Source organism: Streptomyces sp. NPDC052079 (assembly GCF_040680275.1).
Lineage (GTDB): Bacteria > Actinomycetota > Actinomycetes > Streptomycetales > Streptomycetaceae > Streptomyces.
This window is the reverse complement of record NZ_JBFAWL010000022.1, coordinates 1-23,726: the sequence shown is the minus strand read 5'-3', so window position 1 is coordinate 23,726 and position 23,726 is coordinate 1. Positions and strand designations below refer to the sequence as shown.

21 protein-coding genes and 2 pseudogenes are annotated in these 23,726 nt (G+C 70.4%); 16 read left to right on the top strand and 7 right to left on the bottom strand.

Annotated features, from left to right (window positions below):
- Positions 1-54 precede the first annotated feature (54 nt).
- From AB0L56_RS25825 to thpD, 5 genes are all read left to right on the top strand, one after another.
- Positions 55-1,155: an aminotransferase class V-fold PLP-dependent enzyme gene (locus tag AB0L56_RS25825; RefSeq protein ID WP_365427006.1), complete on the top strand. Its 1,101-nt coding sequence runs from the start codon at positions 55-57 to the stop codon at positions 1,153-1,155.
- 354 nt (positions 1,156-1,509) lie between these two features.
- The gene (gene ectA, locus AB0L56_RS25820) at positions 1,510-2,016 is read left to right on the top strand and encodes a diaminobutyrate acetyltransferase (protein WP_361035131.1); all 507 of its coding nucleotides are present in this window, start codon (positions 1,510-1,512) and stop codon (positions 2,014-2,016) included.
- A gap of 77 nt (positions 2,017-2,093) precedes the next feature.
- Complete coding sequence (gene ectB / locus AB0L56_RS25815; protein ID WP_361035128.1) at positions 2,094-3,365, top strand: diaminobutyrate--2-oxoglutarate transaminase; 1,272 nt, start codon at positions 2,094-2,096, stop codon at positions 3,363-3,365.
- Positions 3,366-3,398: 33 nt separating this feature from the next.
- The gene (locus AB0L56_RS25810; RefSeq protein WP_365427002.1) at positions 3,399-3,797 is read left to right on the top strand and encodes an ectoine synthase; all 399 of its coding nucleotides are present in this window, start codon (positions 3,399-3,401) and stop codon (positions 3,795-3,797) included.
- Between the two features lie 11 nt (positions 3,798-3,808).
- The gene (gene thpD, locus AB0L56_RS25805) at positions 3,809-4,699 is read left to right on the top strand and encodes an ectoine hydroxylase (RefSeq protein ID WP_365427163.1); all 891 of its coding nucleotides are present in this window, start codon (positions 3,809-3,811) and stop codon (positions 4,697-4,699) included.
- 242 nt (positions 4,700-4,941) lie between these two features.
- Here thpD and AB0L56_RS25800 read toward each other — a convergent pair whose 3' ends face one another.
- The 4 genes from AB0L56_RS25800 to AB0L56_RS25785 form a co-directional block, all read right to left on the bottom strand.
- Positions 4,942-6,030, bottom strand: coding sequence for an aminotransferase class V-fold PLP-dependent enzyme (locus AB0L56_RS25800; protein WP_365426999.1), 1,089 nt, complete (start codon positions 6,028-6,030; stop codon positions 4,942-4,944).
- Positions 6,031-6,109: 79 nt separating this feature from the next.
- Positions 6,110-6,820: a DsbA family oxidoreductase gene (locus tag AB0L56_RS25795; RefSeq protein ID WP_365426996.1), complete on the bottom strand. Its 711-nt coding sequence runs from the start codon at positions 6,818-6,820 to the stop codon at positions 6,110-6,112.
- An 82-nt stretch (positions 6,821-6,902) separates the two neighbouring features.
- Positions 6,903-7,511 (bottom strand): DUF1349 domain-containing protein, encoded by a 609-nt coding sequence (locus AB0L56_RS25790; protein WP_365426993.1) that lies wholly within the window; start codon positions 7,509-7,511, stop codon positions 6,903-6,905.
- A 70-nt stretch (positions 7,512-7,581) separates the two neighbouring features.
- Entirely contained in the window at positions 7,582-9,111 is a 1,530-nt protein-coding gene (locus AB0L56_RS25785) for an aldehyde dehydrogenase (NADP(+)) (protein WP_365426991.1), read from the bottom strand.
- 142 nt (positions 9,112-9,253) lie between these two features.
- Here AB0L56_RS25785 and AB0L56_RS25780 point away from each other — a divergent pair, with 142 nt between their 5' ends.
- From AB0L56_RS25780 to AB0L56_RS25770, 3 genes and pseudogenes are all read left to right on the top strand, one after another.
- Positions 9,254-10,027: an IclR family transcriptional regulator gene (locus AB0L56_RS25780; protein WP_365426988.1), complete on the top strand. Its 774-nt coding sequence runs from the start codon at positions 9,254-9,256 to the stop codon at positions 10,025-10,027.
- Positions 10,028-10,235: 208 nt separating this feature from the next.
- Positions 10,236-10,885: pseudogene (locus AB0L56_RS25775) on the top strand (response regulator transcription factor); the annotation flags it as partial.
- 103 nt (positions 10,886-10,988) lie between these two features.
- Positions 10,989-12,446, top strand: coding sequence for a penicillin-binding protein 2 (locus tag AB0L56_RS25770; protein ID WP_365426985.1), 1,458 nt, complete (start codon positions 10,989-10,991; stop codon positions 12,444-12,446).
- Positions 12,447-12,527: 81 nt separating this feature from the next.
- Here the strand turns inward: AB0L56_RS25770 and AB0L56_RS25765 are convergent, their stop codons facing one another.
- The 3 genes from AB0L56_RS25765 to AB0L56_RS25755 all read right to left on the bottom strand — a co-directional run bounded on the left by AB0L56_RS25765 (position 12,528) and on the right by AB0L56_RS25755 (position 15,290).
- A complete protein-coding gene (locus AB0L56_RS25765) occupies positions 12,528-13,979 on the bottom strand; it encodes an NCS2 family permease (protein WP_365426982.1) in 1,452 nt (483 codons plus the stop codon).
- 190 nt (positions 13,980-14,169) lie between these two features.
- Positions 14,170-14,766 carry a TIGR03086 family metal-binding protein gene (locus AB0L56_RS25760; protein ID WP_365426979.1) on the bottom strand — a complete coding sequence of 199 codons (597 nt, stop codon included), beginning with the start codon at positions 14,764-14,766 and terminating at the stop codon, positions 14,170-14,172.
- 89 nt (positions 14,767-14,855) lie between these two features.
- A complete protein-coding gene (locus tag AB0L56_RS25755; protein ID WP_361035098.1) occupies positions 14,856-15,290 on the bottom strand; it encodes a VOC family protein in 435 nt (144 codons plus the stop codon).
- Between the two features lie 153 nt (positions 15,291-15,443).
- Between AB0L56_RS25755 and AB0L56_RS25750 the strand changes: the two genes are divergently transcribed.
- The 8 genes and pseudogenes from AB0L56_RS25750 (at position 15,444) to AB0L56_RS25715 (ending at position 23,625) form a co-directional block, all read left to right on the top strand.
- Positions 15,444-16,625 (top strand): MFS transporter, encoded by a 1,182-nt coding sequence (locus AB0L56_RS25750; RefSeq protein WP_365426975.1) that lies wholly within the window; start codon positions 15,444-15,446, stop codon positions 16,623-16,625.
- A 214-nt stretch (positions 16,626-16,839) separates the two neighbouring features.
- Positions 16,840-17,124: pseudogene (locus AB0L56_RS25745) on the top strand (peptidase inhibitor family I36 protein); the annotation flags it as partial.
- A gap of 309 nt (positions 17,125-17,433) precedes the next feature.
- Positions 17,434-18,243, top strand: a complete 810-nt coding sequence (locus AB0L56_RS25740) for an NAD(P)-dependent oxidoreductase (protein ID WP_365426972.1) — start codon at positions 17,434-17,436, stop codon at positions 18,241-18,243.
- Between the two features lie 313 nt (positions 18,244-18,556).
- Positions 18,557-19,339, top strand: coding sequence for a DeoR/GlpR family DNA-binding transcription regulator (locus AB0L56_RS25735; protein ID WP_365426969.1), 783 nt, complete (start codon positions 18,557-18,559; stop codon positions 19,337-19,339).
- 101 nt (positions 19,340-19,440) lie between these two features.
- A complete protein-coding gene (locus AB0L56_RS25730; RefSeq protein WP_365426966.1) occupies positions 19,441-20,808 on the top strand; it encodes a sugar ABC transporter substrate-binding protein in 1,368 nt (455 codons plus the stop codon).
- Positions 20,805-21,749, top strand: coding sequence for a sugar ABC transporter permease (locus tag AB0L56_RS25725; protein ID WP_365426963.1), 945 nt, complete (start codon positions 20,805-20,807; stop codon positions 21,747-21,749). The genes AB0L56_RS25730 and AB0L56_RS25725 overlap by 4 nt, the downstream gene beginning before the upstream one ends.
- On the top strand, positions 21,749-22,639 hold the full coding sequence (locus AB0L56_RS25720; protein WP_365426960.1) for a carbohydrate ABC transporter permease: 891 nt from the start codon (positions 21,749-21,751) through the stop codon (positions 22,637-22,639). Before AB0L56_RS25725 ends, AB0L56_RS25720 begins: the two co-directional genes overlap by 1 nt.
- Positions 22,636-23,625: a zinc-dependent alcohol dehydrogenase family protein gene (locus tag AB0L56_RS25715; protein WP_365426957.1), complete on the top strand. Its 990-nt coding sequence runs from the start codon at positions 22,636-22,638 to the stop codon at positions 23,623-23,625. The genes AB0L56_RS25720 and AB0L56_RS25715 overlap by 4 nt, the downstream gene beginning before the upstream one ends.
- The last annotated feature ends 101 nt before the right edge of the window (positions 23,626-23,726 follow it).

Genomic DNA, 23,726 nt, shown 5'->3' with positions numbered 1-23,726 from the left:
TTTACGCTCGACTCCGTCGTACCCGCGCAGTCGCGAAGCAGAGAGAGCCCCGCCGTGACCCACCTTCTCCTCGGTCTGCCCCCGCTGAGCGCCGCGCACTTCGCCTCGATCGAGGACCGGGTGGCACGACTGCTGAACACCCGGCAGGACGTCGTGATCATGCAGGGCGAGGCGCTGCTGCCGCTGGAGGGCGCGATCCGCGCGACCGCCGGTCCGGGAACCACCGCGCTGAACGTCATCACCGGCCCCTACGGGCAGACCTTCGGCGACTGGCTGCGGGACTGCGGCGCCACCGTGGTCGATCTGAGGGTGCCCTTCCACACGGCGGTGACGGCCGAACAGGTCCGGGCCGCGTTCACGGAGCACCCGGAGATCGACTTCGTCTCCCTGGTACACGCGGAGGCGGCCACCGGGAACACCAACCCGGTTGCGGCGGTCGGCGAGGTGGTGCGGGAGCACGGGGCGCTGTTCTACCTGGACGCGGTGGCCTCGATCGGCGCGGAGCCGGTGCTGCCGGACGCGTGGGGCGTGGACCTGTGCGTGATCGGCGCCCAGAAGGCGATGGGCGGCCCGGCCGGGGTGTCGGCGGTCTCGGTGAGCGAGCGCGCATGGGCGCGGATGGCGGCGAACCCGCGGGCACCGCGCCGCTCCTATCTCTCCCTGCTGGACTGGAAGGAGCGCTGGATCGACGGCGGCCGCAAGGCGCTGCTGCACGCGCCGGCCCAGCTGGAGATGCTCGCCCTGGAGGCGTGCGTGGAGCGCATCGAGGCGGTGGGCCCGGACGTGGTGATGGCGCGGCACGCGTCGGCCGCGGCGGCGACGCGTGCGGGCGCCCTGGCGCTGGGCGGGGGCCTCGCGCCGTACGTCCATGACGCGGCGGAGGCGGCGCCCGTCGCCACGACGCTGCGGGCACCGGCCGGCACGGTGGCCGCAGATCTGGTGGCCCGCGCGCTGGCCGCCGACCCTTCCGTTCCGCTGGCCGCGGGCGGGGGTGCGCTCGCCAAGGAGATGATCCGCGTCAACCACTACGGCCCCGGGGCGACGCCCGGCGTGGTGCGGTCGAGCCTGGCGGCGCTGGGGACGGCGCTCGGCGATCAGGGGCTCGGCGTCGATGTGGAAGGTGCCCTGCGGGCCGCGGAAGCGGCCTGGGGCTGATCGTCCCTCCTGGAATTCCGGGAGATTATCGGAATCCTTCCCACACATTCTCCTGCGTCATTCTCCGGCTTACTTTTCGATTACCTTGCGGAGCAGCTTCCCGTCTTCTTCTGCCCGCTTTCCCCGGCCCTAAACGCCACGATTCCGAGAAGGGGAAGCGAGGCGTCACGGGAGTGACAACGGTGTGACCGATTCCACATCGCGCCCGTTTTGCACCATAAATACCGGTAGAAATAGGGCATCTCGCCGAGCTCTCGCGCGAACCCGCCCACCCGCGCGATAACACAGATCAAGCTCGTACGTAACCCCGCCAGACGATGCAATTTTGAATTTGCCTCGGTAAGTTCAATTCGCATGACTGCCGCACAAGCAGACCTGCAAATCGACCGCCCCACCGTGGCGGACGGAGCCGTGCTGTGGCGGATAGCCAGGGACTCGAAGGTCCTCGACCTGAACTCGTCGTACAGCTATCTGCTGTGGTGCCGCGACTTCGCCGGCACCTCGGCCGTCGCTCGCGACGAGCGCGGAGAGCCGATCGGCTTCGTCAGCGGATATCTGCGGCCGGACAGCCCGCGCACCCTGCTCGTCTGGCAGGTCGCGGTCGACGCGAGGTACCGCGGCCGCGGCCTCGCCGCCGCCCTGCTCGACGGTCTGGCCGCCCGGACCGCCGCCGAGCACGGCGTGGACACCGTGGAGACCACCATCACGCCGGGCAACACCGCGTCCGAGCGCCTGTTCACCGCGTTCGCGGAGCGCCACGGCGCCCTGCTGGAGCGCGAGGTGCTGTTCGATGCCGGACAGTTCCCCGACGGGCCGCACGACCCGGAAGTCCTGTACCGCATCGGACCGTTCGCGCTCTGACCGGCCGGCCGCACGCGCCGTATCCCCTGATCTTCCGACTCCCTCTGACCTCCCACGCCACCGAGGAGCGATTCGTCGTGACCATCACCCAGCCCGACCTCAGCGTCTTCGAGACCCTCGAGTCCGAGGTGCGAAGCTACTGCCGCGGCTGGCCCGCCGTCTTCGACCGTGCACACGGCAGCCGCATGTACGACGAGGACGGCCACGAGTACCTCGACTTCTTCGCCGGAGCCGGCTCACTCAACTACGGGCACAACAATCCCGTACTGAAACGTGCGCTCATCGACTATCTGGAGCGCGACGGCGTCACCCACGGCCTCGACATGTCGACGACCGCCAAACGCGCCTTCCTGGAGTCCTTCCAGAACTGGATCCTGCGCCCGCGCGACCTGCCGTACAAGGTCATGTTCCCGGGCCCGACGGGCACCAACGCCGTGGAGTCCGCGCTGAAGCTGGCGCGGAAGGTGAAGGGCCGCGAGTCCGTCGTGTCGTTCACCAACGCCTTCCACGGCATGTCGCTGGGCTCGCTGGCCGTCACGGGTAACGCCTTCAAGCGGGCCGGCGCCGGCATCCCGCTGGTGCACGGCACGCCCATGCCGTTCGACAACTACTTCGACGGCAAGGTCCCGGACTTCCTGTGGTTCGAGCGGCTCCTGGAGGACCAGGGCTCCGGCCTCAACAAGCCCGCCGCCGTGATCGTCGAGACCGTGCAGGGCGAGGGCGGCATCAACGTCGCCCGGCCCGAGTGGCTGCGCGCCCTGGCCGAGCTGTGCGAACGCCAGGACATGCTGCTCATCGTCGACGACATCCAGATGGGCTGCGGCCGCACCGGCGCCTTCTTCTCCTTCGAGGAGGCCGGCGTCACGCCCGACATCGTCACCGTGTCCAAGTCGATCAGCGGCTACGGACTGCCGATGGCCCTGACGCTGTTCAAGCCCGAACTGGACGTCTGGGAGCCGGGCGAGCACAACGGCACCTTCCGCGGCAACAACCCGGCCTTCGTCACCGCCACCGCCGCCCTGGAGGCCTACTGGGCCGACGGGTCCGCGATGGAGAAGCAGACCCGCTCGCGCGGTGAGCAGGTCGAGCAGGCGCTGACCGCCATCACCGAGGAGAACCGCGCCGACGTCAAGGAGTACCGCGGCCGGGGCCTGGTGTGGGGCATGGAGTTCCACGACAAGGACCGCGCCGGCCGCGTCGCCGGGCGCGCCTTCGAACTCGGGCTGCTGATCGAGACGTCCGGCCCCGAGAGCGAGGTCGTGAAGCTGCTCCCCGCGCTGACCATCACCCCGGACGAGCTGGACGAGGGGCTGAGGATCCTCGCCCGCGCCGTCCGCGAAACCGCCTGACACACGCATCAAGCCGAGGAGGCACGCAACACCGTGATCGTCCGTTCGTTCAAGGAGCTCGAAGGCACCGACCGGCACGTGAAATCGGCGTCCGGCACATGGGAGAGCAAGCGCATCGTCCTCGCCAAGGAGAAGGTCGGCTTCTCCCTGCACGAGACGATTCTTTACGCGGGTACGGAGACATCGATGTGGTACGCGAACCACATCGAGGCCGTCGTCTGCACCAAGGGCGAGGCCGAACTGACCGACCGCGAGACCGGGAAGACGTACACCATCACGCCCGGCACCATGTACCTCCTCAACGGCCATGAGCGGCACACGCTCAAGGTCAAGGAGGACTTCCACTGCATCTGTGTCTTCAACCCGCCCATCACCGGACGGGAGGACCACGACGAGAACGGCGTTTATCCGCTGCTCACCGAGGAGGTGTGAGTCCCGTGACCATGACCACGAACGTCACCGATCTCTATCCCACCCGCGGTGCCACCGAGGTGGCCACTCCCCGGCAGGACCCGGTGGTCTGGGGCTCCCCGGACACCCCCGGCCCCGTCTCGGCCGCCGACCTGCAGGCCCTGGACCGCGATGGCTTCCTCGCCATCGACCAGCTCCTCGCGCCGGACGAGGTGGGCGAGTACCAGCGCGAGCTCCAGCGGCTGACCACCGACCCGGAGATCCGTGCGGACGAGCGCTCGATCGTGGAGCCGAAGTCCCAGGAGATCCGGTCCGTCTTCGAAGTGCACAAGATCAGCGAGGTCTTCGCCAAGCTGGTGCGCGACGAGCGGGTCGTCGGGCGGGCCCGGCAGATCCTCGGCTCGGACGTCTACGTCCACCAGTCACGGATCAACGTCAAGCCGGGCTTCGGTGCCAGCGGCTTCTACTGGCACTCGGACTTCGAGACCTGGCACGCCGAGGACGGCCTGCCGAACATGCGCACCATCTCGGTCTCGATCGCGCTCACCGAGAACTACGACACCAACGGCGGTCTCATGATCATGCCGGGGTCGCACAAGACGTTCCTCGGGTGCGCGGGGGCCACCCCGAAGGACAACTACAAGAAGTCCCTGCAGATGCAGGACGCGGGGACGCCGTCCGACGAGGCGCTGACGAAGATGGCGTCCGAGTACGGCATCAGGCTGTTCACCGGCAAGGCCGGCTCGGCGACCTGGTTCGACTGCAACGCCATGCACGGCTCCGGGGACAACATCACGCCGTTCCCGCGCAGCAACGTGTTCATCGTCTTCAACAGTGTCGAGAACGCGGCGGTCGAGCCGTTCGCGGCGCCGATCCGGCGACCGGAGTTCATCGGGGCACGGGACTTCACGCCCGTGCGGTGAGCCCGCCCCGGCCCGGGGTCCGGGGGTTGTCCCCCGGGACCCCGGCACAGCATCGGGGCACGGGATTTCACGCCCGTGCGGTGAGCCCGCCCCGGCCGGGGGTCCGGGGGTTGTCCCCCGGGACGGCACAGCATCGGGGCACGGGACTTCACCCCGGTGCGGTAGGCGCATCACAGACTGCGGGCCGGGCCTCCTCGTGTGGGACAAGGAGGCACCGGCCCGCTGCCATGCCCGGCGGCCGGTCAGCCGGACAGTGCGTCCAGCAGCCGGTCCACATCGTCGGCCGTGTTGTACACGTGGAAGGACGCCCGGAGATTGCCCGCGCGGTTCGACACCTGGATCCCGGCCTCGGCGAGCTGCGGCTGGAGCCGGCCGAGGCCGGGCACGGACACGATCGGTGAACCTGGTGCGGGCACCGGCCGGTGGCCCAGGGACCCGAGCCCCGCGCGGAACCGGTCGGCGAGGGCGAGGTCATGGGCGCGGATGGCGTCCACGCCCAGCTCCTCGACCAGTCCGAGGGAGGCCCGCAGCCCCACGTAGTCGAACAGGGCGGGGCTGGTGTCGAACCGCCGTGCGGAGCGGGCGAGTTCGGTGACGGGGCCGTAGCAGCTGTCCCACGGGTTCTCCCCGGCGACCCAGCCCGCCTGCACCGGCGTCAGATCGCCGAAGTCCTCGGGCACGACGAGGAAGGCCGCCCCATGCGGGCCGAGCAGCCACTTGAAGGTGATGGTGACGCTGTAGTCGTACGCGTCGGCCGTCACCGGGAGCCAGCCGGCTGCCTGGGAGAAGTCGACGTAGGTGCGCGCCCCGTGGACGCGTGCCGCCTCCCGCAGCGCGGCCAGGTCGGCGATCCGGCCGTCGGCGGACTGCGCGGCGCTGACCGCGACCAGCGCGGTGCCGGGCCGCACGGAGTCGGCGAGCCGCTCCAGCGGCACGGCCCGCACCTTGAGGTCGCCACGGGCGTGGAAGGGGTTCAGTACGGAGGTGAAGTCACCCTCCGCGGTGAGGACTTCGGCGCCCGGCGGCAGCGAGGCCGCGATCAGCGCGGTGTGCAGGGCGACCGTCGCCCCGGCCGCCACCCGCCCGGCCGGGACACCGGCCAGCCGGGCGTAGGCGGCACGGCAGGCCTCGACATCGGCGAACAGCGGGTCCAGCGAACGGCCCTCCGCGCGGATCCGCACGGCGCCCTGGAGCGCGGCCACGGTACGGGCCGGCAGGAGGGCGTTGCTCGCGGTGTTCAGGTAGGTGTTCTTCGGGGTGAACTCGGCACGAACGAGGCTCTCGAAGGTCTCCATGGGACCACTCTGCGGCCCCAGGACCTCCTCGTCCATGCCGCATTCTGCGCGATATCGCAAAGGAAGACTTATGCATACGCGCCGACCTGCCCCTTCTGCTGCTGCGGGACGCTGCCTACTGCTGGGGCACCGCGCATCCGTCCGGGCCACACGCCTCGGCGTCACCGCCGGCCATCCGCAGCGGCGGACGGTCGCCCCAGGCCTGGTTCAGTGCCTGGGCGAAGACCTCGGCGGGCTGGGCGCCGGAGACGCCGTACGTGCGGTCGAGCACGAAGAAGGGCACCCCCCGGGCCCCGAGCTGCGCGGCCTCGCGCTCGTCCGCGCGGACCTCGTCGGCGTACGCCTCCGGGTCGGCGAGGACCTTGCGCACGGCGTCGGTGTCGAGACCGGCCTCGACGGCCAGCCCGACGAGCCGCTCGTCGTCGTTGAAGACGGAGCGTTCCTCGGCGAAGTTCGCCTTGTACAGCAGGTCGAGCAGCTCCGTCTGGCGGCCCTGCTCGCGGGCGAAGTGCAGCAGGCGGTGCATGTCGAAGGTGTTGCCGCTGTCACGGCCCTGAGCGCTGAACGCCAGGCCCTCGGCAGCGGCCTGGGCGCTCAGGTTGTCCTGGGCGGCCTCGGCCTGCGCCTCGCTCATCCCGTACTTCTTGACGAGCATGGGGATCACCGGCTGGACGTCGTCCTTCGCCCGCCCCGGGTCCAGCTCGAAGGAACGGTGCACCACCTCGACCTGCTCACGGTGCGGAAAGGAGGCCAGCGCCTTCTCGAAACGGGCCTTTCCGACATAGCACCAGGGGCAGGCGATGTCGCTCCAGATCTCGACGCGCATGGGTCGGCTCTCTCCAGGGTCGTGCGGGTGCGGAGGCTCCCTCCGTGACCGAGTGAACCTTCAAGCAGCTGCCTTCATTCCCTCAGCTGCCGTCCCGCAGATCATGCAGCCAGTGGAACCGGTACTCGATGTGGTCGAAGGTCACCACACAGCCCTCCCCCATCGGGGACTGGGTCATGAAGCCGACCAGTGCGGCTCCGGTCTCCTTCTCGTCACCGAGGGTGAAAAGCCGTACGAAGGTCCAGCGCTCGCCGTCGCGCGAGGCGTGGAAGGCGAAGGCGCGGCCGGTGCGGCTCACCCGGAGCCAGAGGGAACTGCCGTCCACGGTGAAGGAGTTGGCGTCGTCGGAGTGTCCCCGGGTGACCACCGTGCACAGCGTGGGCACGTCCGGCGAGTACTCCAGGCAGAGCTTGGCCCAGCCCCGCTCACCGACGTGGACGTAGAGCACGCCCGCGTCGAAGGAGGCGGCGAAGCCGACGGTGACCCGGGCGATCAGCTGGAAGTCGCCCTCGGGCGCACCGAGGAGACGCGGCGCGTCGGCCGCGGGGTCGAGGGCCTCGCCGGTGGGCGGCACGAAGCGGTCCTGCCGGGGCCCCGCCCATCCGGTGAGGACGCCGTCCTCGTAGGACCAGGAGCCGTTGGGGCCGTATGTGCGCAGCGGAAAAGGGAGTTCGGGGATGTCCAGGTCCATGGCCGAATTGTTCCAGGCGTCGCCCCCGGCCCGGGACGCGGGCCTGGAACCGAGCGCGGGCTGAGCAGGCTCAGCGCTCCAGCCTGCCGTTGAACCTGCGGGGCAGGCCGAGCGGGTTGTCGTCCCTCAGTTCCTCCGGCAGCAGGGCCTCCGGCGTCCCCTGGTAGACGACCGGCCGCAGCCACCGCTCGATGGCCGTGCCTCCCACCGACGTGGACGTGGAGGTGGTCGCCGGGTACGGGCCGCCGTGGTGCTGGGCCGGGGCGACCGCGACGCCCGTGGGCCAGCCGTTGACCAGGACCCGCCCGGCCAGCGGGGTCAGTTCCCGCACCAGTTCCGCCCCGCGGCCCTTCCCGGCCGCCTCCTCGGCGGACAGCTGCACGGTCGCCGTGAGGGTGCCCGGCAGCCGCGACAGCACACCCCGCACCTCGCTGTCGTCCTCGTAGCGGGCCACCACGGTGACCGGCCCGAAGCACTCCTCCAGGAGCAGGTCGTGCTCCCCCTCCCGGGCCAGCCGGCTCGCCGGGACGGTGAGGAAGCCCGCGCTGACGCTGTGCTCGCCGCCGGCGCCCGGGGTCACCGGGGACTCCACATCGGGCAGTTGAGCGCGTTCGGCGACCCCGGCGACGAAGGTGTCGCGCATGCGGTGGTCGAGCAGGACGCCCGCGTCGGTGTCGCTGACGGCGTCGGTCAGGGACTTCAGCAGCGCGTCACCGGCCGGGCCGGCCGGGGCCAGGACGAGGCCGGGCTTCACACAGAACTGGCCGACGCCCAGCGTCATGGAACCGGCCAGCCCGGCACCGATCGCCTCGCCGCGCTCGGCCGCCGCGGCCTCGGTGACGACGACCGGGTTCAGAGAGCCCAGCTCGCCGTGGAAGGGGATGGGGACGGGCCGGGCGGCGGCCGCGTCGAACAGGGCACGGCCGCCGCGGACCGAGCCGGTGAAACCGGCCGCCGAGACCAGCGGGTGCCTGATCAGCTCCAGTCCGGCGTCGAAGCCGTGCACCAGGCCCAGCACCCCGTCGGGGATGTCGTGCCGGGCGGCGGCCCGGTGCAGCACCATGGCGACCAGCTCGGACAGCCCGGGGTGGTCGGGGTGGGCCTTGACGACGACGGGGCAGCCGGCCGCGAGCGCGCTCGCGGTGTCGCCGCCGGCCACGGAGAAGGCGAAGGGGAAGTTGGACGCGGAGTAGACGGCGACGACGCCCAGCGGAATCTTGTAGCGGCGCAGGTCAGGGACGGGCGGGGTCGCGGTGTCGTCGGGGTGGTCGATGACGACGCCGAGGAAGGCTCCCTCGTCGACGATTCCGGCGAAGGCCCGCAGCTGGTAGCAGGTACGGGCGAGCTCGCCGGTGAGCCGGACCGGGCCGAGCGCGGTCTCCGCGTCGGCGACTTCGACGAGCTGGTCCCTGACCGCCTCGAGCTCGTCGGCGGCCGTGCGCAGGAAGGCCGCGCGGACGGCGCGGTCCGTCAGCGCCCCGCGCGCGTCGTGCGCGGCGCGGACGGCGGCATCCACCTCCTGGGCCGTGGCCTCCACCGCAACCTGTTCCCGCTGCTTCCCGGTTCGGGGGTCGACACTCCAGACTGGTGCTGCTGCCACCGGCGGTCCCTTCATCTGCTTGCCGCATGCAAAGCCGCAGTATGTACGTCATCCACCAGCGGTGTTCGGTATGTTGAACACTGTCTCCATGGATGAACCTGCTGTGGAGACTATTTCGCGGCCAATGAGGGGGTCAAGGGCGATGTCGGCTGGCGGGACAGGCGGCGGGGCGCAGGTCAAGTCCGCGGTGCGGACCGTTGAACTGCTCGAATACTTCGCCGGGCGCCCCGGCCTGCATTCCCTGGCGGCGGTTCAGGAGGCCGTCGGCTATCCCAAGTCGAGCCTGTACATGCTGCTGCGCACGCTCGTGGAGCTCGGGTGGGTGGAGACGGACGCGACGGGCACGCGGTACGGCATCGGCGTCCGGGCGCTGCTGGTGGGCACGTCCTACATCGACGGCGACGAGGTCGTCGCGGCCGTCCGGCCCACGCTGGACCGGCTGTCGGACGACACCACCGAGACCATCCACCTCGCCCGGCTCGACGGCACCAACGTCGTCTATCTGGCCACCCGCCAGTCGCAGCACTACCTGCGCCCCTTCACCCGGGTCGGCCGCCGGCTGCCCGCCCACTCGACCTCGCTGGGCAAGGCGCTGCTGAGCACGTACTCCGACGAGCAGGTGCGCACGATGCTCCCGGAGACGCTGCCCGCCCTGACCGAGAACACCCTCACCGACCGGGAGAAGCTCATCGAGGAGCTGCATCTGGTGCGGGAGCAGGGCTTCGCCGTGGACCGCGAGGAGAACACGCTGGGGCTGCGCTGCTTCGGTGTGGCGATCCCGTACCGCACCCCCGCGCGGGACGCGATCAGCTGCTCGGTGCCGGTGGCCCGGCTCACCCCCGCACACGAGCAGATGGTCAAGGACGCTCTGCTCGACGCCCGGGACCGACTGACCCTGGCCACCCGGAGGCTGTGACCCCGTGGACACCGCCCTGCGCCCGGTGCACGACAGCGATCTGGTGCTCACGCTGCACGGCTGACCCGGCCCTCCCCCGCGCGGCGGAGGCGGATCGTCGCCGCGCGGGACGCGCCGGCCAGTGACCGCGCGGGAGTGTGAGCCCATGTCGCAGACACTGGCCGCCGGCGGCGGCACGCTCCCCCGCTCCCCCTCTCGAGGAGCCCTCATGACCGGCGCCGCCCCGATCCGTGTCGTCCTGGCGGACGACGAGCGCTTGGTGCGCACCGTGCTGCGGGCCATCCTGTCCGCCGAGCCGGATCTGGACGTGGTCGGTGAGGCGGCCACGGGGGCGGAGGCGGTGGCCGTGGTCCGGGAGCGGTGGCCGGACGTCGTGCTGATGGACGTACGCCTGCCGGAGATCGACGGCATCCGCGCCACCGAACAGATCCTCGCCGGTGCCGACGGGCCGCCGCGGATCATCGTCGTCACCACCTTTGAGAACGACTCCTACGTGTACGACGCCCTGCGCGTCGGAGCCGCCGGCTTCCTCCTCAAGCGGGCGGACGCCGACGCCTGGTCGGGGCGGTGCGGCTGGTCTCCCGCAGCGACACCCTGCTGTTTCCGGCGGCCGTGCGCGCCGTGGCCGCCGAGCACGCGCGGGCCCGCCCCGCGCCTCCCGCCTGTGTGGCGCGGCTGACCGGACGCGAGAGCGAGGTGCTGCGGCACATGGCGGGCGGGCTGACCAACGCGGAGATCGCCCGGCGGATGGAGGTCGGCGCCGCCACCGTGAAGACGCACGTGGCGTCGGTGCCGGCCAAGACGGGCGCCCGGGACCGCACCCAGGCCGTCATCGCGGCCTACGAGGCGGGCTTCCTGCGCCGCACCCGACCGCTCCCGCGCGCGGCGCTTCATGAACACCCGATGAGAAACCGGGCGCAAGGGAACGATGTGCCCCCTTCCGTTCGTCTGTCCGAACGCGATGAACAAGACGATCAGACGTGCCGCGGTCCTCACGCTGCTGCTGGTGTTCGCCCTGCTGATCAGGGCGACCTGGGTGCAGTTCTACGACGGCCGGGCACTGGCGGACGACAACGGCAACCGGCGCAACGCGATCGAGACGTACGCGGAGCCGCTCGGGAACATCATCGTGGCCGGGGAGTCGGTCACCGGCTCGGCGCGGACGAAGGGAGGCGATCTCGCGTACAAGCGCACCTACCAGAACGGCCCGCTGTACGCGGCCGTGACAGGCTACGCCTCGCAGGCCTACGCACCGACGCACCTGGAGGGCATCTACGCGGATCTGCTCAACGGCACGGACCCCCGGCTGAAGACGGTGATGGACACGGTCACCAACCGGCGGGCCGATCCGGGCAACGTGGTGACGACCATCGACCCCGCGGTGCAGAAGGCGGCCTACGAGGCGCTGGGTGACAAGAAGGGCGCGGCCGTCGCGATCGAACCGGGGACGGGCCGGATCCTCGCGGTGGTGTCGACCCCGTCGTACGATCCGGAGTCGCTGACCGACGCCAACACCGCGGGGGAGGCCTGGAAGAAGCTCACGGCGGACCCGGAGAAGCCGCTCACCAACCGGGCGCTGCGCCAGCCGCTCCCGCCGGGCTCGACGTTCAAGCTGGTCGTCGCGGCAGCCGCGCTGGAGAGCGGCCTGTACACGTCGGTGGACGAGAAGACCGACAGCCCCGACCCGTACACACTGCCGGGCACGGCCACGGACCTCACCAACGAGAACCCGGACGCGCCCTGTGAGAACGCCTCGCTCCGGGTCGCGCTCCAGTACTCCTGCAACAACGTCTTCGCGAAGACGGCCGTCACCCTGGGGCAGGACAAGGTGCGGGCGATGGCCGAGAAGTTCGGTTTCAACGACGAGACGCAGGACGTGCCGGTGCGCGCCCACACCAGCGTGTACCCCTCGGACATGGAGCCGTCGCAGACCGCGCTCACCGGGATCGGCCAGTTCGATGTGACCGCCACCCCACTGCAGATGGCGATGGTGTCGGCGGCCATAGCGAACGGCGGGGAGATGGTGTCGCCCCATATGGTCAGCCGGGTCACCGACCGGGGCGGCGATGTGCTGACCGACTACGACGAGGAGGCCGGCACGGAGCGGATCGTCAGCTCCTCGACCGCCGAGCAGCTCCGGTCGGCGATGCGGACGGTCGTCGAGAAGGGCACGGGGTCCAACGCGCGGATCTCCGGCGCCACCGTCGGCGGCAAGACGGGCACCGCGCAGCACGGCGAGAACAACAGCAAGATCCCGTACGCGTGGTTCACCTCGTACGCCGAGTCGGACTCCTCGGACCGGGACGTCGCCGTGGCGGTCGTGGTGGAGCAGTCGAACGCGGCCCGCTCGGAGGTCAGCGGCAACGGTCTGGCGGCCCCGGTCGCCAAGGCGGCCATGGAGGCGGCCCTGCGGGACTGAACCTTCCGGGCCGTCAGGCCGTCTGTACGGACGGGCCGCCCCCTCCCCCCGGGGGCGGCCCGTCTCTGTGCGCGCCCGGGACTACTTGACGCCGAGGAGCTGCTCGATCGGGTCGATCGCGAAGTACACCAGGAACAGCGCGGAGGCAGCCCACAGCAGCCAGTGGACCTCCCTCGCCCGTCCCAGCACCGTCTTGATGACGACGTAGGCGACGAAGCCGGCGCCGATGCCGTTGGTGATGGAGTAGGTGAACGGCATCACGGCGATGGTGAGGAACGCCGGGATGGCGATGTCGTAGCGGTCCCACTCGATGTGTTTTACCTGGGTCATCATCAGGAAGCCGACGGCGACCAGCGCGGGGGCCGCCGCCTGGAGCGGGACGATGGTCAGCAGCGGGGTCAGGAACAGTGCCAGGCCGAACAGTCCGCCGGTGACCAGGTTGGCGAAGCCGGTACGGGCCCCCTCGCCGACACCGGCCGCCGACTCGATGTACGAGGTCGCCGACGAGGCGGAGGAGGCGCCGCCCGCGACGGCCGCGGCACCGTCGATGAGCAGCACCCGGCCGAGGCCCGGCACCTTGCCCTGCTCGTCGAGCAGTCCGGCCTCGGCGCTGACGCCGACGACGGTGCCCATGGTGTCGAAGAAGTCGGACAGAACCAGCGTGAACACCAGCAGGACCACGGTGACGGCGCCGGCCTGTCCGAACGCGCCGAACAGACTGAACTCACCGATGAGGCCGAAGTCGGGGGCGTCGACCAGCTGGTCGGGCCACTCGGGTGTGGTCAGTCCCCAGGTGCTCACGTCCGCGAGCGAGTTGATGACGATCGCCACCAGCGTCATGGTGACGATGCTGATGAGGATGGCGCCGCGCACCTTGCGGGCGAGCAGACCGACGGTGAGCAGTACGCCGAGGCAGAACACCAGCATCGGCCAGCCGGTGAGGGTGCCGGTGCTGCCCAGCTGGACCGGCACCGTGGTGCCCGCGGCGTCCGGGATGCGGCTGACGAAGCCGGCGTCGACGAAGCCGATCAGGGCGATGAACAGGCCGATGCCGACGCTGATCGCCTGTTTCAGCGGTTGCGGGATGGCGTGCATGACCGCCTCGCGCAGCCCGGTCACCACCAGGACGCAGATCAGCAGGCCCTCCAGCACGATCAGGCCCATCGCGTCGTCCCAGCTCATCAGGGGGGCGATCTGGAAGGCGACGACGGCGTTCAGGCCCAGTCCGGCGGCGAGGGCGAGCGGCAGATTGCCCCCGACGCCCATGATGACGGTCATCACGGCGGCCACCAGAGCGGTGGCGGTGGTGAGCTGGACGGCGTCGAGCTGCTCGCCGAACTTGTCCTTCGCGCTGCCCAGGATGAGGGGATTGAGGACAAGAATGTAGGCCATGGTGAAGAACGTGGCGAAGCCGCCGCGTATCTCCCGGCCGAACGTGGAGCCGCGCTCGGATATCCGGAAGAACCGGTCGATGCCGTTCACCGCGGGTGGTCCGGCTGCCGGCCGGTCGGCCTTCTGCTGTGCCTCGGACATGCGACTGCTCCTCGATGGCTGGAAGATCGGTGGGCGGATGCCGGCTGATTGTGCCCGCGCCGAACCTCGATCAGGTGTGGTTCGTATTACGGATTGGCATGCCGACGGGTCAGGCGCCGTTCGATCTTCCTCATCTGTGCACGCAGCTGCCGACTGGACCGGGGGCGGGGGCGCAGCCCCGGAGCGTGGGTCAGCGTCCTTCCGGGGCCCAGTGCGGGTTCCTTCCGCTCAGGCCGATCGTCCGGTCGAGCAGCGGTGCGCCGGACGGGACCGGCACCACGGGGCCGAAGATCTCGTCCCGGCCGGGTTGATCCACGGCGGCGAGGAGGAAGTCGTGGGACGCCCGCAGCGCGTGGGGGTCGGGGGTGTACTCCTGGCCGGTCGCGCGGGCCAGGTCCCAGCCGTGGATCACCAGTTCGTCCACGGCGACGGCGGCCGCGACCTCGCCCGGCAGGTCCACGCCGCCCGCGCGGGTCATCCCGCTGCGGGCGCCGGGCTCCCGCCACGCCTCGGCCAGCTCGTCCAGCACCTTGGGCAGCTCCTCGCGCCACCCCGGCCCGAGGTCCGGTACGGCCGCGTCGGGGCTGGTGTCGGTCGTGGCACCGAGGTCCTTGCGCGCGGCATCGCGGAAGGCCACGCTCAGTCCGAGCAGGTGTCCGAGCAGATTCCGCACCGCCATCTCCGGACAGGGCGTCGGGCCGGACAGCTGGTCGTCGGACACCCCCTCGGCGAGATGTGCGATAACACGCGTCTGCGGTCCGAGGTCAAGGGTGCTCGTGTCGGTCATGTCCGGCTCCTCACAACTCAGGTCAGGTCAGGTCCTGAAGGGTGGACCGGAACCGCCGTTGGAACTCATCGGTGGCCGCGCGGTGTGCGTCAGCGCTCGGCGAGCGGGCTCGGCGCCTCCTGGACCACCCAGCCGTTGCCGTCCGGGTCCTCGAAGAAGAGGAAGGAGTTCCAGATCTCGGTGCCCCTGCCCTCCTCCCAGCCGTCCGGCCCCACGTGCCGCACCGGGCCGACGTCGAGCCCGCGGTCCGCGAGCTCGTCCCTGGCCGCCTCGATGTCCGTGACGCAGAGCTGCAGGTCCTGGAGCGAACCGGGCGCCGTCCTCCGCCGTCCGGGCGGCGTCGGCAGGCCTGCCTCCAGGACGATGGAGCACCGCGAGCCGGGCGGGGTGAGCTGCACGAAGCGGGCGCCCTCGAAGGGCGAGACGTCGATGTCGCAGTGGAAGCCGCACCGGTCGGTGTAGAACTCCTTGGCCCGGTCCACGTCGGACACCGGCACCATGATCACTTCGAGCGTCCATTCCATCGGAACCCCTCTTCTCCGTCCGCACGGATGCTCCGTCCGCTTCACATGGTCCGGGTGACGTACCGCGCGCGCCCGTCGGCCGCCACCCCGGGCTCCCTCCTGAGGCATCTGCCCGATGCCCGTCGCCCCGCCTTGGAACCACGATGAGCAGGCATGACGACGACATGGACGGCGGTCCGCGTGGTGCGGGACCGCAATGCCGGGCTCTACCTGGCCGGGGTGGTGATCTCCGGGTTCGGCACCTCCGCTCTGTGGCTGGCCTCGGGGGTGTGGGTCAAGGACCTTACCGGCTCGGACGGTCTCGCGGCCCTGTGCATGCTGGCGATGTGGGCGCCGACCCTGGCCGGGCCGCTGCTGGGGACGCTCGCCGACCGGGTGCGCCGACGGCCGCTGCTGATCGGCACGAGCCTGCTCATGGCGGCGCTATTGCTCACCCTGTGCACCGTCGACTCACCGCACGGCCTGTGGCTGCTGTACGCGGTGCTGTTCGTGTACGGCGCGGCAGGCGCCGTCCAGGACGCGGCCGAGTCCGCACTGATCGCCACCGCCGTGGACCGCTCCCTGCTCGACGACTTCAACGGGCTGCGCATGACCGCCAACGAGGGCATGAAGCTGCTGGCCCCGCTGGCCGGCGCGGGTCTTTACGCGGCGTACGGCGGGGCGGGCGTCGCCGCCTTGGACGCGGTCACCTTCCTGCTGGCCGCGGTGGTGTACGCGTTCCTGCGCGTACGGCAGGACCGGCCGGTACCGCCGGCGGGCAGCCGCCGGGAGCAGACCGCCGAGGGGGTCCGCCACCTGTGGTCGCACCCGGTGCTGCGCCCGCTCGTGTCGGCGGGCGGCGCCACGATGCTGTGCGCGGGCATCAGCGGCGCACTGGTCTACGCCGTGGTGGAGGACCTCGGCCACTCCCCCGCCTACGCCGGTGTGCTGTACGCCGTCCAGGGCGCGGGCTCGGTGGCGGTCGGCCTGCTTTCGGGCCCGGCCCTGCGCCGCTTCGGCGCCCGGCACTTCGCGGCGCACGGCATCGCGGTGCTGGCGGTCGCGGTGGCGCTGCGCGCGGTGCCGAACGACCCTCTGGCGTGGGTGTGCAGCGCGGGGATCGGCGTGGGTCTGCCGGCGGTGCTGATCGCCACACTGACCGCGGTGCAGCACGAGACGCCGGCGCCGCTGCTGGGCCGGGTGACCGCCACGGCCAACACCCTGGTGTTCACCCCGAACGTCCTCGGTCTGGCCGCGGGCGCGGCCCTGGTCGAACTGGCCGACCACCGCCTGCTGCTGGCCGCACTGGGCGCCACCCTGACGGCAACGGCATTCCTCCTCCGAAGCCCCGCGTGATCGGTGACTTCATGGTGAGGTGGGCCACATCTCGCCCGTCGAGTTACGAAGCCAACCGCTATCGAGTAGCGCCATAAACGCAGTTCGTAGCACCTGACTGAGAAGTCCTGCGGGCCCGTAATGGTCCACACGTAAAGTACCCGGGGCATGTGGCACCCTACCAACTCCCATATTGCTTGCAGTAAATTGAGTTCCCGTCACCACGAACCGGCATATGCGGTCGGTAGCGTGGGAAATCAGCCAAACGAGGGGAAAACCAAGAATGTTACGCAGGAAACCATTCAATGTCCGCCTCGCCACGGCCGCAGCAGTATTCGCCACTGCTGCGGGCATGGGAATCGTCAACGCGCCATCGGCCGCGGCATCACCCGATCAGTGTCAAGCTGGGTACTTCTGTGTGTGGCAGAACAGCAGCTACACCGGCCGGTTCTACGCAGCGTCACAGAGTGTGCCCAACATCGGTGATTTCATGAACGACAGGACGACGTCGTACTGGAATCGCACCACGTCCTGGGTCACTTTGTACGGCGACTCGAACTATCGGGGCTGCATGTTCTCGGTGCCGCCCTGGGGGTCGTCCCCGGCCATCTCGCCGAGTCTGAACGACGAGATGACCTCCTTCAGGATCGCCCCTCGCCCCACCTGCTAAAGGGTTCGAGCGGCTGCTGAAGGCGGTCCGTGACCGCGGCGGCGAATTCGCGAGAACCACAGGCACGCTGGGGATGCGCCCGGGATACTTGACGACCGCGCCCCACCTCCCCAGCGCGTCCGCGCAAGGCCACGGCCGCCGCCGTAAGGAGACCCGAGGATGCCCGCTCCCCGTACCGTTCTGCTCACCGGCGCCGCCGGCGGACTCGGCACCCTGATGCGGGGATTGCTCCCGGAGTACGGCCACACACTGCGCCTGCTCGATCTGCGCCCCGTCGACGGCGAACCCGACGCGATCGTCGCGGACCTGGCCGACAGGGACGCCGTGCGCGAGGCGGTCCGCGGCGTCGACGCGATCGTCCATCTCGCGGGGATCTCCCTCGAAGCCTCGTTCGACAAGATCCTCAAGGCCAATATCGAGGGCACGTACAACCTGTACGAGGCGGCCCGCGAGGAAGGCGTCGGACGCATCGTCTACGCCTCCTCCAACCACGCCGTCGGCTACACCCCCCGCCCCCGGGGCGACGACCCCCTGATCCCGATCGACACCCCGCGCCGTCCGGACACCTTCTACGGCCTGTCCAAGTGCTTCGGCGAGGACCTGGCCCAGCTCTACTGGGACAAGCACGGCCTGGAGACCGTCTCCGTGCGCATCGGCGCCTGCTTCCCCGAGCCGACCAGCGTGCGCATGCTCTCGGTGTGGATGAGCCCCGCCGACGGCGCCCGTCTCTTCCACGCGGCCCTGACCGCCGAGAACGTCGGCCACACCGTCATCTACGGCTCCTCCGCCAACACCCGCCTGTGGTGGGACCTCAGCTCCGCCCGGGCGCTCGGCTACGAGCCACAGGACGACTCGGAGCCGTACGCCGAGAAGCTGATCGTCGAGCAGGGCGAGCCGACCCCCGACGACCCGGCGCACGCCTGCCTGGGTGGCGACTTCGTCACCGACCCGCCCATCTGGCCCCACTGACCGGCCGGTACCGGCGGATTCACCCCCTTCACAGGAGCGGACGGGCACCGAACGGGCCCGTCCGCTCCGGCATTCGGGCATCCGTACTGCCCGAACTCACGTCCAGGGCCTGCGGGCACGCAGGTCGAAGACGGGCAGCCATCGCGCCAAACGGGCACAAGCGGGCAGCATCGGATCCGTAACAGGCCTGTTCAGCGGGCGAACACCGCTGTACAACTTGCCCCATGGACGCCACCGGGCCCGAACGGGCAGCTCCGCTCGGCCGGCCGGAGGCGATCAGGCAAGGAAGAACGTACGGAAGCGGGTGTCGGCGATGACGACGGCCAGAGCGGCGAAGACCGCCGAGGAGCGCCGGCGGGAGATCGTCCGCGCGGCACGGGCCACCGGCTCCATCGAGGTCACCGCGCTCGCCACCGATCTGGGCGTGGCCCGGGAAACCGTCCGCAGGGACCTGCGGGTCCTGGAGGACCACGGCCTGCTCCGCCGCACCCATGGCGGCGCCTGCCCCGTGGAAAGCGCCGGCTTCGAGACGACGCTCGCCTTCCGTGCCACCAGCCACGTCCCCGAGAAGCGCAGGATCGCGGCCGCCGCGGCCGAACTGCTCGGCGACGCCGAGACGGTCTTCATCGACGAGGGCTTCACCCCGCAGCTCATCGCCGAGGCCCTGCCCCGTGACCGGTCGCTGACCGTGGTCACCGCGAGCCTGCCGACCGCGGGTGCCCTGGCCGAGGCCGAGAACTTCTCCGTTCTGCTGCTCGGCGGCCGGGTGCGCTCCGGCACGCTGGCGACCGTCGACCACTGGACCACGAAGATGCTGGCCGGATTCGTCATCGACCTGGCGTTCATCGGCGCCAACGGCATCTCCCGCGAACACGGGCTGACCACGCCCGACCCGGCGGTCAGCGAGGTGAAGGCGCAGGCCATTCGGTCGGCGCGGCGGACCGTCTTCGCGGGGGTGCACACCAAGTTCGGAGCGGTCAGCTTCTGCCGCTTCGCCGAGATCGGCGCACTGGAAGCGATCGTCACCAGCACCCTGCTCCCCGCCTCCGAGGCCCACCGCCACTCCCTGCTCGGCCCGCAGGTCATCCGCGTCTGACGGCCGAGCCGCCGCGTCACACGTCCCCGCTGCCACGCCCACTTGCGGGCCCGCACCACCCCACAGCTGCCGTTTTGTCCAGATACAGCCAGGAGTACCGCATGCGAACCGAGAGCCGACGCATACCCCGCAGCCTCTTCGCCATGGCCGCATCAGCGGCGCTGATCACTCCACTCGCCGCCTGTGCGGGCGCCGGCGGGTCCGCATCGTCCGACGGCCGGTCCATCAACGTCCTGATGGTGAACAACCCGCAGATGGTCGAGCTGCAGAAGCTCACCGCCGACCACTTCACCAAGGACACCGGCATCAAGGTGAACTTCACGGTGCTGCCGGAGAACGATGTCAGAGACAAGATCAGTCAGGACTTCGCCAACCAGGCCGGCCAGTACGACGTCGCCACACTCAGCAACTACGAGATCCCCATCTACGCCGAGAACGGCTGGCTCCACGACCTGGACTCCCACGTCAAGGGCGACAGCGCCTTCGACCAGGACGACATCCTGCCGCCGATGACCAAGGCCCTCACCGGGGAGGACGGCAAGCTCTACGGCGAGCCGTTCTACGGCGAGTCCTCCTTCCTGATGTACCGCAAGGACGTCCTCGAGAAGGAAGGGCTGACCATGCCCGAGAAGCCCACCTGGAAGGAGGTCGCCGAACTCGCCGGGAAGGTGGACGGCGCCGAGCCCGGGATGAAAGGCATCTGCCTGCGCGGCCTGCCCGGCTGGGGTGAGGTCATCGCCCCGCTGACCACCGTGGTGAACACCTTCGGCGGCACCTGGTTCGAGGAGGACTGGACCCCCCGCCTGGACTCCAAGGAGTTCAAGGAGGCCACGCGGTTCTACGTCGACCTGGTCCGCGAGCACGGCGAGGCCGGCGCGGCCCAGGCCGGCTACGCCGAGTGCCTGAACAACATGACCCAGGGCAAGACCGCCATGTGGTACGACGCCACGGCCGGCGCCGGCTCCCTGGAGGCCGACGGCTCCCCGGTCAAGGGCAAGATCGGCTACGTCCCCGCACCGGTGGAGAAGACCGAGAGCTCCGGCTGGCTCTACACCTGGGCCTGGGGCATCCAGAAGGCGTCCGACAACGCCGATGACGCCTGGAAGTTCATCTCCTGGGCGTCCGGCAAGGAGTACGAGAAGCTCGTCGGCGAGAAGATCGGCTGGTCCAACGTGCCCGCCGGCAAGCGCGCCTCGACCTACGACATCCCGGAGTATCGCGAGCAGGCGGCTGCCTTCGCCGATGTGACCCGTGACGCGATCGCGAGCGCCAGGCCCGAGGACCCGGGTGTGCAGCCCCGGCCCGCGCCCGGCATCCAGTTCGTCGGCATCCCCGAGTTCACCGACCTCGGCACCAAGGTCTCCCAGGAGATCAGCTCCGCCATCGCCGGACGCCAGTCGGTGGACAGCGCCCTCGCCAAGGCCCAGAAGCTCGCCGAGGCCGTCGCCGAGAAGTACGAGGCATCGTGACCCTGACGAAGACGGCCCGGCCCGCCGCCGCTCCTCCGCGCGCGGCGGCGCCGCCGCCGAACCGCATACGCGCCTGGGCCACCCGGGCCCCGCTGCTGCCCGCGCTGATCTTCATGATCGTCGTGACGCAGCTGCCCTTCGTGGCCACGCTGGTGATCTCGTTCCTCGACTGGAACGCCCTCTACCCGGACGACCGCCGCTTCGCCGGCTTCGCCAACTACGGCGAGGTGCTGAGCGACCCCGCCCTGCGGAAGTCGATCTGGACCACCATCCTGCTCACCGTCACCGTGGTGCTGGTGAGCCTGCTCCTCGGGCTGCTGCTCGCGCTGCTCCTCGACCGGCGCTTCCGCGGCCGGGCCGCGGTGCGCACGATGCTCATCGCCCCGTTTCTGCTGGTGCCGGTCGCCGCCGCACTGCTGTGGAAGCACGTGCTGTTCAACCCGGAGTACGGCCTGTTCAACGGCATCCTGCACGCGATCGGCGGGGACGGAGCCGCACAGCCGGACTGGATCTCCGAGATGCCGCTGACGGCGGTCGAGGCCTCGCTGGTATGGCAGTGGACGCCCTTCATGATGCTGATCCTGCTCGCCGGACTGCAGAGCCGCGACCCCCAGCTGATCGAGGCCGCCCGGATGGACGGCGCGAGCGACTGGCAGGTGTTCGTCCACATCACGCTGCCGCATCTGCGCCGCTATCTCGAACTGGGCGTCCTGCTCGGCTCGATCTACATCGTGCAGAACTTCGACGCGGTGTTCACGATCACTTCCGGCGGACTGGGCACCGCCAATCTGCCGTACACGATCTACCAGACCTTCTACCAGGCACACGAGAACGGCCTCGCCTCCGCGGCCGGCGTCATCGTCGTGATCGGCTCGATCATCCTGGCGACCTTCGCGCTGCGCGTCGTGTCGTCGCTGTTCCGCGAGGAGGTGTCCCGCTGATGGCCACCGTCACCGGCACCACTGCCGGCCCCACTCCCACCGCCCCGGCCCGGCCGTCCCGGCCCGGCGGCCGGCTCCGGGCGAGCGCCCTGGGCATCGTCGCCTGGCTGGCCGGTCTCGTCTTCGTGGCGCCCCTGCTGTGGATGGTCCTCACGTCCTTCCACTCCGAGGCCGACGCGGCGACCAACCCGCCCTCGGTTACCGCCCCGCTGACCCTGGACGGCTACCGCGAGTTCTTCGGGCTGACCGGCGGCGCCAGTCCCTGGCCCGCGATGATCAACTCCATGACCGCGTCGGTGGTCTCCACGCTGCTGACGCTGCTCCTGGCCGTGCCCTCCGCGTACGCGCTGTCCATCCGGCCGGTGAAGAAGTGGACCGATGTCCTGTTCTTCTTCCTCTCCACCAAGATGCTGCCGCTGGTGGCCGGTCTGCTGCCCATCTACCTCTTCGCCAAGAACACGGGCCTGCTCGACAACATCTGGGCGCTGGTCATCCTGTACACGGCGATGAACCTGCCGATCGCGGTGTGGATGATGCAGTCCTTCCTCGCCGAGGTACCGGTGGCGATCATCGAGGCGGCCCAGATCGACGGGGCGAAACTCCCCACGGTCCTGGGCCGCGTGGTGGCGCCGATCGCCCTGCCCGGCATCGCGGCGACGGCGCTGATCTGCTTCATCTTCAGCTGGAACGAGCTGCTGTTCGCCCGTGTCCTGACGGGCGTGGTCGCCGAGACCGCCCCCGTCTTCCTGACCGGCTTCATCACCAGCCAGGGCCTTTTCCTGGCCAAGGTGTGCGCCGCGTCGCTCGTCATCTCCCTGCCGGTGCTCGCCGCGGGGTTCGCCGCCCAGGACAAACTCGTCCAGGGCCTGTCGTTGGGAGCCGTGAAATGAAGGCCGCCGTCATCGAGTCCGTGGGCAAGGCCGTCGTCGCCGAGGTTCCGGACCCGACGCCAGGACCGCGCGATGTGGTCGTCGAGGTCGCGGCCTGCGGACTGTGCGGCACGGACCTGCACATCCTGCAGGGCGAGTTCGCCCCCAAGCTCCCGATCGTGCCGGGACACGAGTTCGCCGGCGCGGTGGTGGGCGTCGGTTCCCAGGTCACGGAGGTGTCCGTCGGCGACCAGGTGGCGGTGGACCCCTCCCTGTACTGCTACGAGTGCCGCTACTGCCGTACCGGCCACAACAACCTCTGCGAGCGCTGGGCGGCGATCGGCGTCACCACGGCGGGCGGCGCGGCCCAGTACGCCGTGGCGCCCGTGGCGAACTGCGTCAAGCTCCCCGAGCACGTCCGCACCCAGGACGCGGCGCTGATCGAGCCCCTCTCCTGCGCGGTGCGCGGCTACGACGTGCTCCAGTCGCGGCTCGGCGCCCATGTGCTGATCTACGGGTCCGGGACCATGGGGCTGATGATGCTGGAGCTCGCCAAGCGCACCGGGGCGGCGAGCGTGGACATGGTGGACCTGAACCCGGCGCGGCTCGAGACGGCGCGGCAGTTGGGGGTTTCCGCGGCGGCGGCGACCCCGGAGGAGCTGGACCGGCCGCAGGGGTGGGACCTCGTCATCGATGCCACGGGGAACGCGGCGGCGATCCAGGACGGGCTGGAGCGGGTCGCCAAGGCGGGCACGTTTCTGCAGTTCGGGGTCGCCGACTATGCGACGCGGGTGCAGATCGATCCGTACCGGATCTACAACCAGGAGATCACGATCACCGGGTCGATGGCCGTGCTGCACAGTTACGAGCGCGCGGCGGAGCTGTTCGCGGGCGGCGTGCTGAACCCGGACGTCTTCATCAGCGACCGCCTCCCCCTGGACCGGTACCCCCAGGCCCTGGACCAGTTCGCGGCAGGCGTCGGCCGGAAGATCGTGGTGGTTCCCTAGGTGTTCTTCGCCCCCGCCGCCCCTTCCCGTCCCGTCCCTGGGGGCTGCGCCCCCAGACCCCCCTTTCGGCCCTTCGGGCCTCGTCCTCAAACGCCGGACGG

Coding starts and splice junctions, on each gene's coding strand:
- AB0L56_RS25780 (WP_365426988.1), top strand. CDS start 9,254: ATGTCGGCTGGCGGGACAGGCGGCGGGGCGCAGGTCAAGTCCGCGGTG.
- AB0L56_RS25735 (WP_365426969.1), top strand. CDS start 18,557: ATGACGACGGCCAGAGCGGCGAAGACCGCCGAGGAGCGCCGGCGGGAG.
- AB0L56_RS25795 (WP_365426996.1), bottom strand. CDS start 6,820: ATGCGCGTCGAGATCTGGAGCGACATCGCCTGCCCCTGGTGCTATGTC.
- AB0L56_RS25790 (WP_365426993.1), bottom strand. CDS start 7,511: ATGGACCTGGACATCCCCGAACTCCCTTTTCCGCTGCGCACATACGGC.
- AB0L56_RS25755 (WP_361035098.1), bottom strand. CDS start 15,290: ATGGAATGGACGCTCGAAGTGATCATGGTGCCGGTGTCCGACGTGGAC.
- AB0L56_RS25720 (WP_365426960.1), top strand. CDS start 21,749: ATGGCCACCGTCACCGGCACCACTGCCGGCCCCACTCCCACCGCCCCG.
- AB0L56_RS25740 (WP_365426972.1), top strand. CDS start 17,434: ATGCCCGCTCCCCGTACCGTTCTGCTCACCGGCGCCGCCGGCGGACTC.
- AB0L56_RS25715 (WP_365426957.1), top strand. CDS start 22,636: ATGAAGGCCGCCGTCATCGAGTCCGTGGGCAAGGCCGTCGTCGCCGAG.
- AB0L56_RS25750 (WP_365426975.1), top strand. CDS start 15,444: ATGACGACGACATGGACGGCGGTCCGCGTGGTGCGGGACCGCAATGCC.
- AB0L56_RS25770 (WP_365426985.1), top strand. CDS start 10,989: ATGAACAAGACGATCAGACGTGCCGCGGTCCTCACGCTGCTGCTGGTG.
- AB0L56_RS25765 (WP_365426982.1), bottom strand. CDS start 13,979: ATGTCCGAGGCACAGCAGAAGGCCGACCGGCCGGCAGCCGGACCACCC.
- ectA (WP_361035131.1), top strand. CDS start 1,510: ATGACTGCCGCACAAGCAGACCTGCAAATCGACCGCCCCACCGTGGCG.
- AB0L56_RS25730 (WP_365426966.1), top strand. CDS start 19,441: ATGCGAACCGAGAGCCGACGCATACCCCGCAGCCTCTTCGCCATGGCC.
- AB0L56_RS25760 (WP_365426979.1), bottom strand. CDS start 14,766: ATGACCGACACGAGCACCCTTGACCTCGGACCGCAGACGCGTGTTATC.
- AB0L56_RS25800 (WP_365426999.1), bottom strand. CDS start 6,030: ATGGACGAGGAGGTCCTGGGGCCGCAGAGTGGTCCCATGGAGACCTTC.
- thpD (WP_365427163.1), top strand. CDS start 3,809: ATGACCACGAACGTCACCGATCTCTATCCCACCCGCGGTGCCACCGAG.